Source organism: Gordonibacter sp. 28C (assembly GCF_003339845.1).
Taxonomy (GTDB): domain Bacteria; phylum Actinomycetota; class Coriobacteriia; order Coriobacteriales; family Eggerthellaceae; genus Gordonibacter.
In genome coordinates, this window is record NZ_PPTR01000009.1 from 56,748 (window position 1) to 71,729 (window position 14,982).

Here is a 14,982-nt window from a genome sequence, read left to right on the forward strand (position 1 = left end):
GCGAGGCTGCATCCGTGCTGTTCGCCGTGTAATATTCCTCTTTTTAACCTGCCTGAAAACCGCCCCTTGCGCGGCAATGCTAGACTGGGCAAAACCCAAGGTGGACACGAAAGGATGCCGCATGTCCCTTCCTGCAGCAGACACGAGCAAGCAACCCGACAACCGCACGACCATGGACCTGGGCGCGGTGCTGCCCATGACGGCCGAGGTGAAGGACGACCACCTGTACGTGGGCGGCGTCGATATGGTGGAGTTGGCGCACGAGATGGGCACGGCCCTCTACGTCATGGACGAGGCCGACCTGCGCCATCGCATGGCAACCTACCGTGAGGCGTTCCGCAGCCGCTACCCCAACTCCGACATCGCGTTCGCCAGCAAGGCGTTTCTCAACAAGGAGATGGCGCGCATCGTGAACGAAGAGGGCCTTTGCCTGGACGTGTCGGGCGGCGGCGAGCTGGCCGTGGCGCAGGCGGCGGGCTTTCCCATGGATCGCGTGGTGGTGCACGGCAACAACAAGACGCCGCTGGAATTGCGCGAGGCCATAAGCGCGGGCGTGGGCCGCATCGTCATCGACAGTCGCATCGAGTTGGCGCGCATCTCCGAAATCGCCGGCGAGCTGGGGATTGAACAGGCCATCTACATGCGCATCACGCCGGGCGTGGAGGCCGACACGCACGAGTACATCCGCACCGGCTGCGAGGACAGCAAGTTCGGTTTCAACATGCGCGACGACTGGGCGTTCAACTGCGTGAAGGACGTGCTCGCGGCGCCGAACGTGCGGCTGGCGGGCCTGCATTGCCACATAGGTTCGCAGATATTCGCGCTGCACTCCTACCCCGAGGCCGTGGAGATCATGGTGGAGCTCATGGCCCGTATCAAGGAAGCCTACGGCTGGGAGATCGAGGAGTTCGACGTGGGCGGCGGCGTGGGCATCGCCTATGCGGCCGAAGACGAACCGGCCTCTATCGACCAGTTCGCCGAGATCGTCACCTCATCGGTGCGCGAGGCGTGCGCGAAGCACGGCGTGAAGGAGCCGCGCCTGCTCACCGAGCCCGGTCGCAGCATCGTGGCCACCGCCGGCTTGACGCTCTACACCGTGGGCATTCTGAAAACGCTGCCCGGCATCCGCAAGTACGTGGCCGTGGACGGCGGCATGTCCGACAACATCCGCACGGCGCTCTACCACGCGAACTACGAGCCCGTCGTCGCCAACAAGGCCGGCCAGCCGCGCACGGAGATCGTGACCATCGCCGGCAAGCACTGCGAGAGCGGCGACGCCGTGGTCATCGACATGCCGCTGCAGCATCCCGACCTGGGCGACATCGTGGCCGTGTTCGGCACGGGCGCGTACTGCTACACTATGGCCAGCAACTACAACGGCCAACCGCGCCCCGCCATCGTGTTCGTGAAGGACGGCGAAGCGCGCGTGACCACGCGTCGGGAGACGTACGCGGACCTGATGGCACGAGACGTGTAGTTCCGCCGTTCTGCCGAACGGCGGAACGGCTCGACGCTGCGAAGCGCCGATGCACCCGATCTCGCCCCTTTTTCGCTTGCCCTCACGTGCGAAAGTACGCTCGGCCGCGAAACGGGCGATCTCGGGCACCTCGGCGCTTCTCGCTGACTTTGACTGACCTACGAGATGAGGAGAAACGAACATGGCGGTAAAACTGGGGCTCGTCGGCACGGGGACGGTCGGCGGCGGATGCATCGACATCCTGAAGAACCATCGTGAGGAGTTCAAGCGCCATTACGGCATCGACGTGGAGCTGGTGCGCGTGTGCTCGCGCAACCCCGAGCAAGCCCTCGAGCACGGCGTTGAGGACATCTTCACGCAGGATTACCAGGACATTCTGAACGACCCGGACGTCGACATCGTCATCGAGCTCATAGGCGGCACCACCGTGGCGCGCGACGTGGTGCTGGGTGCCCTGCGCGCCGGCAAGAACGTGGTCACGGCCAACAAGGCGCTCATGGCCACGTACGGCGAAGAGGTCATGGGCGCGGCGGCCGAGGCGGGCAAGGAGATCGCGTTCGAGGCCAGCGTGGGCGGCGGCATCCCCATCATCGACCCGATGAAGCACTCGCTCATCGCGAACCGCATCGATTCGGTCATGGGCATCGTGAACGGCACGACGAACTACATGCTCACCCGCATGGCCGAGGACGACATGCCCTACGCCGACGTGCTGGCCGAGGCGCAGGCGCGCGGGTTCGCCGAGGCCGACCCCACCGCCGACGTGGACGGCTTGGACGCGGCGGCCAAGATCGCCATCCTGGCCTCCATCGCCTTCAACTCGCGTGTGACTTTGGGCGACGTTCATGCCGAGGGCATCCGCAACATCACGCCGCTCGACTTGGAGATTGCGAAGGACATGGGCTACTGCGTGAAGCTGCTGGCCCACGCCCACCGCACCGAAGAGGGCATCGATGTGCGCGTGCATCCCACCATGCTGCCGCTGAACCACCAGCTGGCCACCGTGAACGGCGTGTACAACGCCATCTACGTGGTGGGCGACGCCGTGGGCGAGACCATGTTCTTCGGCGAGGGCGCGGGCTCGGGCCCGGCCGCCAGCGCCGTCATGGGCGACGTACTGGAAGTGGCGCGCCACCTGCAGGCGGGCATAGCGCCGTTCGTGGGCTGCACCTGCACCGACGAGCTGCCGCTCGTGCCCATGGAGGAGCTGAAGACGAAGTACTACATCCGTTTCGCCGTGGCCGACCGTTCCGGCGTGCTGGCGGCCATGGCCGGCGTGTTCGCCGACCACAACGTCAGCGTGCACTCGGTCATCCAGCGCGGCAAGAAGGACGGCAACACGGTCGACATCACGTACGTCACCCACACCGCACGCGAGAAGAGCGTGCGCGCCGTGCTTGCCGACATCGCGAAGCTCGACGACGTGCTGCGCGAGGAGCCCAGCGTCATCCGCGTGGAAGACTAGCACCCTCGGCGCCCTTTCCGCCGCGAGACTCGCTCGCCGAGACGAGCCTCGGCGCGGGAAGGGCGCTGCGTTATACTGGCGCATGGTAAGTTCGCATTGGCAGAGAGGTTTCCATGGTTGAGATCAAAAGCATACCGAAAGCGGCACGCGGCTTGCGCGTCTTGACCGACGAGGTTCTCGACGGCTTCGCCATCGAAGATATCAAGTGTCGTTCATGCAGCGGTTACGGAAATTGCGGCTACAAGAGCATGTACCTGAATCCCGCCGGCGGCGTGGTGTCCATCTGCATGAACCGCCGCGAGCAGCTGCAGAAGAAGCGCGACGGCGTCGCTGCGGAATAACGGCCGTCACCGGGGGGGGGGTCGCGGGTCGCGTTGTGTCGCGGGTTTCCCTTTTCGTGGTCAAAAACGCCGGAATTACGTCGTTCTATCGACCCTTACAACGCTTTTCGATTTCTGATAATCTCGCGACCAGGGAAAACTCTGATCAAGGTGCCGCCGAGTGTCCTTGCGATGCCGTGCGGCGACGAATAACTGTCAAGAACGGCCACAAAAGCCGGATCTCCATGTTAAACCGCCGGGCACATATCCACGGTGGTTTAACATGGAGATCCGGATTCCGCAACACGGTCCGGTGGGAGGCGTCGGCGCATGCGATCGTATCGCGCGCTTCGTGTGCTCGGCGTCGAGAAGCTGTGGCCGTCTTGTGGCGGTAAGGTCTTGATTGGGTGGCGACGTCGGAAAACCATCACGATAGTCTTATTTTATAACTAAATACATTTTTTCGCCTTTCGTCGCCCGAAAACCGGGCGGGGCGGGGAAACGGAAAGGTTCGTCGTGAGAGGTTTTCTTGAGCGTTTGCAGTGGAAGATGGCCGCGTGGATGCAAGGGCGCAACGGCGTCGACGGGTTGTCGAACTTCCTCATGGGCGTGGGCATCATCCTCATCCTCGCTTCCATCATTCCCGGACTCGATTTGCTGTCGTGGCTGGCGCTGGTGTTTTTGCTGGTGGCGGTGATTCGCAGCTTTTCGAAGAACATTTCGGCGCGTTCGAAAGAGAACGAAGCCTTCGAGCATGCCGTCGAGAAGCCCAAGCGCTGGTTCGCGCTGAAACGCAAAGCGTGGACGAACCGCAGCACCACGCGCTACTTCAAGTGCAAGGGCTGCGGCACCGTGCTGTCCGTGCCGCGCGGCAAAGGCACGCTGCGCGTGGTGTGTCCGAAGTGCAAGGCCGAGACCACGAAGAAATCGTAAGGGTGCCTGTGGACATCGACGACTTCAGGCGCGAGTTCTTCGTCGTGACCTGCAACATGCAGAAGCTGATGCACGACACGGTTGCTCCTGTGTGCCAGCAACACGGCGTGACGCTGCAGCAGATGCACGTGCTGCTGGAGCTGGTGGGCATGCCGGGGCAGACGTCGACCCAGCTGAGCGAACGCGCCGGCATCTTGCGCACGAATTTCTCCAGCGTGTTCCGCAAACTTGAGGAACGGGGGCTGGTGGAGCGGCGGCGCAGCCCGCACGACCGCCGCGCCTACGAGCTGCGCGCCACCGACGAGGGCCGCGCCTTGCTCGAACGCATCGACGCGGACGTCAGGCGCCGCTACGGCGATGCGTTCGAGCAGGAGCCGCCGGAAACGTTCGAGACCATCCTTGCCGGAATGCGCGCCCTCAGCGCCTTTTCCTCGAAATTGGGGCGCTAGCATGTTCGGCTACGTGATGCCCCGCATGGAGGATCTGTCGCAGGAGGAGCGCGAGCGCTACCATGCCGCGTACTGCGGGGTGTGCCGTGCGTTGGGCGAGCGCTGCGGGCAGCGCTGCCGGGTGGCGCTCACCTACGACATGACGTTTCTGGCGCTGCTGCTGGGCTCGCTGTACGAGCCGGACGAGCGGCAGGGATGCAAGCGCTGCGCTCCGCATCCGCTGCGTCCCCACGGATACCTTTGCTCGGAGTGCGTCGACTACGCGGCCGACATGACGGTGGCGCTGGTGTACCACAAGTGCCTCGACGATTGGCGCGACGACCGCAGCGGGTGGGCGCGCGCTTACGCCGGGTTGCTGGGGAAGTCGTACCGCGCCGTGCGAGAGCGTCATCCGCACGCTTGCGCGGCAATCGAGGAGGGCTTGGCCGACATCGGTCGGCTCGAGCAGGCGGCCGCTGCGGCGGAAAGCGCGGACGAAGCGCCTCCCCCCGATGCGGCGGCCAACCGGTTCGGCGCGTTGCTGGGCGAGGTGTTCGCCTACCGCGACGACTTCTGGGCCGACGGTTTGCGCAGTTTGGGTGCGAAGCTGGGCAAGCTCGTGTACGTGATGGACGCGGCGCTGGACATGGACGACGACCGCGCGTCGGGCAACTACAACCCGCTCGTCGCCTTGGACGCGCAGCCGCAGGACGTGCGCGAGGATTTGGAGCTGCTGGCGGCCGACGCCGCTGCGGCGTTCGAGAGGTTGCCGCTCGAACGGGATGCGCGCGTGCTGCGCAGCGTGCTGTACGCCGGCGTGTGGCAGAAGTACCGCGCGAAGGAAGAGAAGCTGGCAAAGCAAACGAAGGAAGACAAGGAGGCGCGCCGTGGTTGAGAACCCTTACGACGTGTTGGGCGTGAGCCGCGACGCCTCGCTCGACGAGGTAAAGAAGGCGTACCGCAAGAAGGCGCGCGAGAACCATCCCGATCTGAACCCGAACGATCCGGCTGCGGCCGATCGCATGAACAAGATCAACGAGGCGTACGACCGCATCGTGAATCCGGAGAAGTACGAGGCGCGCGACCGTCGCGCCGCAGCGGCCAACGGCGGCGGGCCCGCTGCGGGTTACGGCGGACCGGGCGGCGCTGCCGGCGGATCCGGTTACGGCGGCGCGGGGCCGAACTACGGCGGCCCCGGCGGAGGCGGTCAGGGCGGCTACGGTTCCGAGGGCCCTTACGGTTGGACGGGCGGCTTCGGCTTCGACTTCGACGACCTGTTCGGCTTCGGCGGGGCGGGACCCGGCACGCGCGAACCCATCCACCCCGAGGCGTCGACGGCCGACGGTCCCATCATTCGCAGCGTGATCGACGCCATCAACGCCGGTTTGTTCCAGCAGGCCATCGACCAGCTGAACACCGTGACGAGCGACGGCCGCAACGCGCGCTGGTACTACCTGAGCGCGCTTGCCAACGACGGCGCGGGCAACGCGCTCATGGCGCTGGAGCAGATACGCCGCGCCGTGCGCCTCGACCCGAACAACCCCGACTACCAACGCGCGCAGCGGCAGTTCCAGCAGGCGGGGCAAACCTACCAGCAGGAAGGCCAGGCGCGCGGCTTCAGCATGGGCATCGACCCCATGACCATCTGCTGCGGCATCTGGTGCTGCGGCCCGGCGATCTGCCGCATGTGCGTCCCCTTTGGGTTTTAACAACGAGCGGAAACACGCATCACGAAAGGACGAACCATGACAGCGACGATAGGCATCGATCTTGGCACCACGAACAGCTGCGCGGCCACGGTGGAGGGCGGCCGGCCCGTCATCATCCCGAACGCGGAGGGCGAGCGCACCACGCCGAGCGTGGTGGCGTTCTCGAAGGACGGCGAGCGCCTGGTAGGCACCGTCGCGTGCCGCCAGGCGGCGGTCAACCCCGACCGCACCATCGCATCGGTCAAGCGCCGCATGGGCAGCGACTGGCGCGTCGACATCGACGGCAAGGCGTTCACGGCGCAGGAGATATCGGCCATGATCCTGCGCAAACTGCGCCGCGACGCCGAGGCGTTCCTCGGGCAGGACGTCACCCAGGCCGTCATCACGGTGCCCGCGTACTTCGACGACGCCCAGCGCCAGGCCACGAAGGACGCCGGCAAGATCGCGGGCCTCGACGTGCTGCGCATCATCAACGAGCCCACGAGCGCCGCGCTGGCCTACGGCCTGGACAACGGCACGCCGCAGAAGGTGATGGTGTACGACCTGGGTGGCGGCACCTTCGACGTGTCCATCATCGAGATAGGCGACGGCGTGATCGAGGTGCTGGCCACGTCGGGCGACAACCACCTGGGCGGCGACGACTTCGACGAGCGCGTGGCGAACTACCTGCTCGATCAGTTCAAGCGCGAGCATGGCGAGGACCTGCGCGGCAACAAGGCGGCCCTGCAGCGCGTGCGCGAGGCGGCGGAGCAGGCGAAGAAGGAGCTCTCCTCGCTCGATTCCGCGCACGTGAACCTGCCGTTCCTCGCTCAGAACGCAGGCGGCCCTTTGCACCTGGACGCCACCATCACGCGCGCCGCGTTCGATGACATGACGCGCGACCTGGTCGAGCGCACGACCGCTCCCGTGCAGACGGCGCTCAACGACGCCGGCATCGCCGCCTCCGAGCTGGGCTGCGTGCTGCTGGTGGGCGGCTCCACGCGCACGCCCGCCGTGCAGGCGCACGTGCGCAAGCTCACCGGGCAGGAGCCGTCGGCCTCCATCAACCCCGACGAATGCGTGGCCACCGGAGCGGCCATCCAGGCCGCCACGCTCTCCGGCGCGTCGACCGGCCTCGTGCGGGCGAACAGCCTGCTTCTGCTGGACGTGACCCCCTTGAGCCTGTCCATCGAGACGGTGGGCGGCGTGGCCACGCGCCTCGTGGAGCGCAACACCACGCTGCCCGTGCACTACTCGCAGGTGTTCTCCACGGCGGCGGCGTTCCAGACGAGCGTGGAGGTGAAGGTGCTGCAGGGCGAGCGCCCCATGGCCGCCGACAACAAGGCCATCGGCACGTTCCGCCTCAAGGGCATCAAGCGCGCCCCGGCCGGCGTGCCGCAGATCGAGGTGACGTTCGACATCGACGCGAACGGCATTCTCACCGTGTCGGCGAAGGACCTGGACACCGGCAAGCAGCAGTCCATCACCATCGACGATTCCGACCGCATGTCCGACGACGAGGTGAACCAGGCGATCCGCGACGCGGAGCTCTACGCGTCTCAGGACGAGGCGCGCCGCGACGCCATGGTGGCCCGCGAGGAGGCGCAGCGGCTGGCGAACGAGGCCGACCAGGCGCTCGCCCAGGTGGGAAAGCAGTTGGAGAAGGACGAGAAGAAGCAGATCAAGGCCGATGTGGCCGCCGTCCGCAAGCTGCTGGGCAAGAAGGTGGACAAGGTGGACGACGCCGACGTCACGGCCCTGCGCACGGCGGCCGAGCAGCTTGAGCGCTCGAGCGCCCGCGCCCGCGACCTGGTGGCGCAGAAGGGCTAACGACGACGGGCGGCTGGAACGGTTAATAAGAAGCGATCCGCTAGCTTTTTTAGCACACCCCACTTGAAAGGTATGCGAAAGCATTGGATAATCTTCTCATCTGGTCGTATAAGTTGATTCGATGAGGCGATCCCGCTCCTTCGATTCCCCTCTCCTTCCTTCGGGGGGGGGGGGTCTTTCAACGAGGTCGCACGCAACGTGCGGGAGCGAGGGAAGCTTTAATGGAAGACGCTGCCAATTCGATACTTTCGGGTTTGTCCGAATTGGTTTACATGTGCGACGTCGAAACGTACGAACTCGTGTTTCTCAACGAGTCAGGCAAAAAGGCCTTCCAGGTAAGCGAGACGAAGGGCGAGCCTTGCTACCGCATCCTGCAAGGCAGGGACGCGCCGTGCCCGTTCTGCACGAACGACAAGCTGGGCTTCGATACGTTCTACGAATGGGACACGACCAACGAGGTGACGGGGCGCCGATACCTTTTGCGCGACAAGCTGTTGAACTTGGAGGGTCGCACGTTGCGTCTTGAGATCGCCTTCGACGTGACCGATCGGCAGAACGAAAAAGACCAGTTCAAATTTCTCGCCGATGCCGGCGAGGCGGCTATAGACTGCATCAAGCTCCTCGAATCCCAGTCCGACCTGCCAAAGGCTCTGGAAGAGACGCTGCGACGGCTGGGAACGTTCCTCGAGGCCGACCGCGCCTACATCTTCGAAGTGGAAGGCGATTCCATGTCGAACACGTACGAATGGTGCGGGCTCGGCGTGGAACCCCAGCTTCCCCTCCTGCAGGGCCTGCCCCTTTCGCTCATCGATCATTGGCAGGCGCGCTTCGAGGTGGGCGAGGCCGTGCTCATCGACGACGTGGCCGAGCTGCCGGAAGATCGGCGCGACGAGCGCGACGTGCTCGCAGCCCAGGGCATAGGCTCGCTCGTTGCCGTGCCTATCGAGATAGACGGGCAGCTGGCAGGATATCTCGGCGTCGACAATCCCCAGCACGGGAATCTCGGGACCATCGAGATGCCGCTCGTCGCGTTGGCGTACTTCACGTCTTCCAGCATGAAGCGCGCGAAGGTGCAGAACCAACTTGAGACGCTCACGTGGAACGACCCGCTGACCGGTACCCGTTCCCGCGCCGCGTTCCACCGCGATTTCGACCAGGGCTCGTTCGACCGCATCGGGTTCGCCTTGGTGGACGCCGACCGGTTGTCGACGATCAACCGGGAGAAGGGGCGTTCCGCGGGCGACGAGATGCTCCACCGCATAGGGTCCTGCCTGCGCGAGGTGTTCGGCGACGCCGTGTACCGCATCGGCGACGACGAGTTCTGCGCCGTGGCCATGCATATCGACTACGCGCGCTTCGCCGACCTCGCGGTTCGCGCCGCGCAGCTGTTCCTCGACGAAGGCATCCCGGCATCGCTCGGTCCGGCATGGCACGAGCGATGCGAGAACACCACGGGTTTGCTCGATTTGGCAGGCGACCGCATGCGCAGCGCGAAGCGCGGCCGCCACCGCGCGGTGGACCTGGGCGTCGATCTGGAATCCGATGCCGCCGTGAGCAGCCTGTTGCGTCCGGGCGGCGCTCGGGAGGCGGCGGAAGCGAACCTGCTGGACATACACCTCATGCCGCAGACTTCGAGCAAAACAGGCGAGATCGTCGGCGCCGAGGCGCTCATACGCTACAACGACAGCACGCGCGGCATGCAGGCGCTTCCCGCATCGTTCATCCCCGCGCTGGAGGACATGGGCGAGATAGCCGCCATCGATTTCTTCGCGCTGTCGAAGGCGTGCGAGACGGTGGCGCGCTGGCAGCGGGAAGGCCGCAGGGTCGTGCCCCTCGCCGTGAACTTCTCGCGGCGCACCATCGGCGACAAGGGTTTCGTGGAGCGCGTGGCCCGCACGGTGGCGGCGCATGGCGTCGATCGGTCGCTCATCGAGATCGAGATCACCGAATCGGCGCGCGAGGAGAACGAATCGCTGCTGTACGCGGTGGCGGAAGGGTTGAGAGGGCTGGGGTTCCGCGTGGTCATCGACGACTTCGGGGTGGACAACGCCAATTTCCAGCTGTTCATCCAGCTGGAGTTCGACGTGCTGAAGATAGACAAGTCGCTGGTGTGGGGGCTGGGCACCGAGGACCGCACCATGCAGGTGATCCGTTCGCTGACGAGCCTGTGCCGGGACTTGGGCATCGAGACGGTGGCCGAAGGGATCGAGAGCGACGAGCAGCAGAGGGCCCTGCGCGAGGCCGGATGCACGCGCGCGCAGGGCTATCTCATCGGCCGCCCCCAACCCATAGGGGAATTCGAGCGGCGGTTCCTGGACGCCTGAGGGGGAGGGCTACCCGTTTTTCAGCGTGTCGCGCAGGGCGCTCATGAACCAATCGACGTCGCTCTCGTCGAACACGAGCGGCGGACGGATCTTCAACACGTTGCCGAAGGGGCCGCACAGCGACGTGAGCACGTGCCGCTCGCGCATGCCCTCGATAAGACGCACGGCGGCAGGATAATCGGGGTCGGTGGTGCCGGGTGCCACCACGTCGGCACCGATGAACAGTCCGGCACCGCGCACGTCTCCGATCTGCGGAAACTCCTGCGCCAGCGCACGCAGCTCGTCTGCGAGGATGCCGCCTACGCGTCGCGCGTTGCCCATGGTGTCCTCCGCGCGCAGCGCGTCGAGCGTGGCTTGGGCGGCCGCCATGGCCACAGGGCTGCCGGCGAACGTGTTGAAGTAGGGCGAGCTCTGCGCGAAGGCTTCGAGCACCTTCTCGCGCGCGGCCACGGCCGAGCAGGCTATGCCGTTGGCCATGGGTTTCCCCATGGTCACGATGTCGGGCACCACGTCGTGGCGCTCGAACCCCCAGAACGTGCCCGTGCGCGTGAACCCGGGCTGCACTTCGTCGGCGATGTACACGCCGCCCAATTCGTGCACCGCCTCCACCACCGGCTTTAAGAATCCCGGTTTGCCGGGAAACACGCCGTCCGACGAGAAGATATCGTCGATGAGCAGGCCGGCGAACGCGATGCCGTGGCGGCGCATGTCCGCTGCCTGCTTGCGCACGTGCTCGGCCATCCAGGTGCCCAGGTCCTCGGTGCGCAGGCGGTAGGTGTCGGGGGTGGGTATCATGCGCATGTCGATGGCCATGGGCTGCTCGTGGCCGATGGAGGGGGACAGCTTGGTGATGAGCTCGGTGTTGCCGTGATAGGCCTCGCTCGTGACGATGATGCCCGTGCCCCCTGTGTACGCCTTCGCAATACGCACGGCCAGATCGTTCGCTTCCGATCCGGACAGCAGGAACATGACGCGGTCCAGCTCGCCCGGCATGGTCGATAGCAGGTCCTCGGCGTAGTCGAGGATGGTTTCATGCAGGTATCGGGTGTGCGTGTTGATGAGGCCCAGCTGGCGCGACACCGCCTCCTGCACCGCAGGGTGGCTGTGCCCGAGCGACGGGATGTTGTTGTACGCGTCGAGGTATTCCGTTCCGTCGGCATCGAACAGCCTGGTCCCCTTGCCGCGCACGAGGTTGAGCGGATGGTGGTAGAACAGCCGGTAGCTGGGGCCGAGGACGGCGCGGCGCTCGGCCAGGCGGCGCGTGCGCTCGTCCAGATCGGCCATATCCTCCGGCTTGAAACTGTTGGAGTCCATGATGGTCGACGATGTGGTCATAAAGAGAGCCTCCTTGGGTTCGTGGCTTGCACGGGTTGCAGGCGAAGTGTGCCATCCCCGTGTTTCGCCTGCGTTAATCCTTTCGTTTCGGCGCATAGGTTAAACCGAGGTTTCGCGAACATTTCTCGCCCGTAAAAAAGCTCGATCGGGTTTGTTTCGCCTTGTCGCGAGGCGGAGCTTCGGCGCGGCGTTTGCTAGGGTGCGGGCATCACGGCAAAGCGATTTCCCAGCAACAGGCGATCGAGGAGGACCTTATGGCAACCATGACGACGAAGGTGCAAGCATGCGAGAAACCCGTGCGGCGGGACGGGGAACTGGCGGGCGGGAACGATTCCTCGAGCGCCGATCGGGCATGCGCCGAGGCGGCGGAGCAAACCGTCGAGGCGGCTGAGCGCACGCTGGCGATGGCGGCCGACGTGCAGGAGGCCGAGGCGCGGCAGGCCGCGAGCGGGCGGACCCCCGGTCTGCGCATGCCGCCGCAACTGCAGGCGAGCGGCGGCGCCACGGGCTTGGCGGCGTTCGCAGCCTACAGCAAAGGGTCGCTTGCCCCGTGGTGGCTGTTCCAAGGTGTGTGCGACGCATGGGGGTTCGACGTGTTCAGCACGGAACTGCGCCTCATCACCGTATCGGAGAACGCCACGTACCTGGTGATGTGCCACGACAAGCCGTTCGGGGTGATCCGCGTGTCGCAGCCGGGTTACGTGGGCGGTCCCGTGGCGGTGGCTTCCGAAATCGCTTGGGTCGAGGCGTTGCACGAGGTGGAGGGGGTGAACGTGGTGGACGACATCCCCACGGCGGCCGGTTTCAAGGTGGCCACCATATCCGACGGGTCGGGAACGGAATGGGCGTGCGTGTGCACCGGCTTCGTGGAGGGCGTGGTTCTGGAGAACCTGCCCGACCCCTCGTCGTACTACCGCACCATCGGCCGCTGGGCGGCTCTGTTCCATGCTCATTCCCGCACGTGGCGCAGGCCGGACGGGTTCGAACGCTTCAACTGGGATCTCGCCGACATGGTGGGCGAGCATCCGCGTTGGGGGCGCTGGGAGGACAAGCGGCTTGCGCCGGGAGAGTTCGACCTGTTCAAACGGGCGGAAACGATGGCTCTGCGCGTTATGGCGAACGTGCCGCGCAATCGTAAGACGTGGGGGCTCATCCATGCGGATCTGCGCCCCTCGAACGTCATCGCGAGCGTCGACGGCTCGCTCACCGTCATCGACTTCGACGACTGTGGCTTCTCGTACTATCTCTACGACTACGCCGCGGCCCTCTCGTTCGTGGAGCACGAGCCGTACGCGCCCGCCATGGCGAAGGAGTGGGTGGCCGGGTATCGGGAGGTCGCGCCGCTGTCCGACGAGGACCTTGCCTGCGCGAGCGCGCTTTCGATGATCCGCCGTTTGCAGATGGTGGGCTGGACCACCAACCACTACGCCGACGCGCTGCCCGACGGTCTGTACGACGCGCAGGTGCCGGGCACCGTCTACTGCGCCGAGCGCTACCTGCAAAGCCCCACCTGGCTGCTGGAGTGACAACCTGCAAGCAACAACGGATTTATCCGAGCACATACAGACGGCGTTGATCATCTACCGAAGGAGGCATCATATGGCTGCTGCACGCGAGGCCGTCACCGTGCCCGCAAGCGCGGGTGCGGTGACGGCGGAAACGAACGACTACTTTGCAAAGCGCGCGTTGAAGAAGGGATCGGCCGGCTGGCTGCTGTTGGCGGGCTTGGGCGTGTCCTACGTGATATCGGGGGACTTCTCCGGCTGGAACCTCGGCATGGCGCATGGCGGGTTCGGCGGCCTGCTCATCGCGTTCGCGGCTATGGGCATCATGTACGCGTGCATGGTGTTCGGCTTGGCCGAGATGTCCTCGGCGCTGCCCACCGCCGGGGCGGGCTACGGCTTCGCGCGCCGCGCGCTCGGCAAGCTGGGCGGCTACGCCACCGGCGTCGCCATCCTCATAGAGTACTCCATCGCTCCCGCCGCCATCTCGGTGTTCATCGGCGGGTACGTGGAGTCGCTCGGCTTGTTCCCGGGCTTGTCGCCCGTCGTCGTCTACGGCGCCTGCTTCGTGCTGTTCATCGCCATCCATCTGATCGGCGTGGGCGAGGCGCTCAAGGTCATGTTCGCCATCACGGCCGTGGCCATCGTGGCGCTCATCGCGTTCGCGGCGGGCATGATCCCGCACTTCGACGCGGCCAACCTGTTCAACATCGCCGCCGACGGCTCGGCGGGCTCCAGTTCGTTCCTGCCGTTCGGCGTGAGCGGCGTGCTGGCGGCGCTGCCGTTCGGCATCTGGTTCTTCCTGGCCGTCGAGGGCGTGCCGCTGGCCGCCGAGGAAGCCAACGACCCGAAGAAGGACATGCCGAAGGGCATCATCGTGGCCGTGTCCGTGCTGGTGGTGACGGGGCTCACCGTATTGCTGCTGTGCCCCGGCGGCGCGGGCGCGGCGCTCATAGGCGAGTCCGGCGCGCCGTTGCCCGACGCGCTGAACGCCGTAGGGGAAACGGGTTTGGCCACGTTCGTGAACTACGCCGGCTTGGCGGGCCTTGTGGCGTCGTTCTTCTCCATCGTGTTCGCCTACTCCCGCCAGCTGTTCGCGCTGTCCCGCGCCGGCTACCTGCCGCGCTTCCTGTCCGTGACGAACGGGCGCAAGACGCCCACGTGGGCGCTGCTCGTGCCCGGCGGCATCGGGTTCGTGCTGGCCTCCGCTCTGCAGAACGGCGACATCCTCATCAACATCGCGGTGTTCGCCGCCGCCATCAGCTACGCGCTCATGAACCTGTCGCACATCGTGCTGCGCGTGAAGGAGCCCGACCTGGAGCGTCCGTACAAAACGCCGGGCGGCGTGGTGACCACCGGCATCGCCTTCGTCCTGTCCTGCGTGGCCGTGGTGGCGACGTTCTTCGTAGACGTGACGGCCGCCCTGTGCGCCGCCGGCGCGATGGCGTGTTTCGTGGCGTACTTCCTGCTGTACAGCCGCAAGCACCTGGTGGCGAACGCTCCGGAAGAAGAGTTCGCCTGCCTGGCCGCCGCGGAAAGCGAACTGAGGTAGGGTCGGCGTCGTCGAAGGTTTGGTAAGCGTTCTGCAAAATCGCATCGAGCGATTCTTCCAACGCTTGATCATCTGATAAGCTGGTGTTCGAAAGAAAACCCGTTGGGGGCCGATACGGCCCCCAACGT

The 14,982-nt window shown here is 65.6% G+C and carries 12 protein-coding genes; 11 read left to right on the plus strand and 1 reads right to left on the minus strand.

The annotated features are described in order from the left end of the window. The first annotated feature begins 121 nt into the window (after positions 1-121). The 9 genes from lysA (at position 122) to C1878_RS11675 (ending at position 10,465) form a co-directional block, all read left to right on the plus strand. Positions 122-1,477 (plus strand): diaminopimelate decarboxylase, encoded by a 1,356-nt coding sequence (lysA, locus tag C1878_RS11635; protein WP_114601791.1) that lies wholly within the window; start codon positions 122-124, stop codon positions 1,475-1,477. Between the two features lie 181 nt (positions 1,478-1,658). Next, positions 1,659-2,942, plus strand: a complete 1,284-nt coding sequence (locus C1878_RS11640; protein ID WP_114601792.1) for a homoserine dehydrogenase — start codon at positions 1,659-1,661, stop codon at positions 2,940-2,942. Positions 2,943-3,055: 113 nt separating this feature from the next. Next, on the plus strand, positions 3,056-3,283 hold the full coding sequence (locus C1878_RS11645) for a hypothetical protein (protein WP_114601793.1): 228 nt from the start codon (positions 3,056-3,058) through the stop codon (positions 3,281-3,283). A gap of 495 nt (positions 3,284-3,778) precedes the next feature. After that, on the plus strand, positions 3,779-4,195 hold the full coding sequence (locus tag C1878_RS11650) for a zinc ribbon domain-containing protein (protein WP_114601794.1): 417 nt from the start codon (positions 3,779-3,781) through the stop codon (positions 4,193-4,195). An 8-nt stretch (positions 4,196-4,203) separates the two neighbouring features. Then, positions 4,204-4,644 (plus strand): MarR family winged helix-turn-helix transcriptional regulator, encoded by a 441-nt coding sequence (locus C1878_RS11655; protein WP_114601795.1) that lies wholly within the window; start codon positions 4,204-4,206, stop codon positions 4,642-4,644. Position 4,645: 1 nt separating this feature from the next. Continuing rightward, positions 4,646-5,518: a DUF5685 family protein gene (locus tag C1878_RS11660; protein WP_114601796.1), complete on the plus strand. Its 873-nt coding sequence runs from the start codon at positions 4,646-4,648 to the stop codon at positions 5,516-5,518. After that, entirely contained in the window at positions 5,511-6,332 is an 822-nt protein-coding gene (locus tag C1878_RS11665; protein WP_114601797.1) for a J domain-containing protein, read from the plus strand. Before C1878_RS11660 ends, C1878_RS11665 begins: the two co-directional genes overlap by 8 nt. Positions 6,333-6,368: 36 nt before the next feature. Beyond that, positions 6,369-8,141, plus strand: a complete 1,773-nt coding sequence (dnaK, locus tag C1878_RS11670) for a molecular chaperone DnaK (RefSeq protein ID WP_114601798.1) — start codon at positions 6,369-6,371, stop codon at positions 8,139-8,141. A 221-nt stretch (positions 8,142-8,362) separates the two neighbouring features. Continuing rightward, positions 8,363-10,465 (plus strand): sensor domain-containing phosphodiesterase, encoded by a 2,103-nt coding sequence (locus tag C1878_RS11675; RefSeq protein WP_114601799.1) that lies wholly within the window; start codon positions 8,363-8,365, stop codon positions 10,463-10,465. Positions 10,466-10,474: 9 nt separating this feature from the next. Here C1878_RS11675 and C1878_RS11680 read toward each other — a convergent pair whose 3' ends face one another. Then, the gene (locus C1878_RS11680; protein ID WP_114601800.1) at positions 10,475-11,800 is read right to left on the minus strand and encodes an aspartate aminotransferase family protein; all 1,326 of its coding nucleotides are present in this window, start codon (positions 11,798-11,800) and stop codon (positions 10,475-10,477) included. 254 nt (positions 11,801-12,054) lie between these two features. Between C1878_RS11680 and C1878_RS11685 the strand changes: the two genes are divergently transcribed. After that, positions 12,055-13,326 carry a phosphotransferase enzyme family protein gene (locus tag C1878_RS11685; protein ID WP_199519339.1) on the plus strand — a complete coding sequence of 424 codons (1,272 nt, stop codon included), beginning with the start codon at positions 12,055-12,057 and terminating at the stop codon, positions 13,324-13,326. Positions 13,327-13,399: 73 nt separating this feature from the next. Continuing rightward, positions 13,400-14,854, plus strand: coding sequence for an ethanolamine permease (gene eat / locus C1878_RS11690; RefSeq protein ID WP_114601801.1), 1,455 nt, complete (start codon positions 13,400-13,402; stop codon positions 14,852-14,854). Positions 14,855-14,982 lie beyond the last annotated feature (128 nt).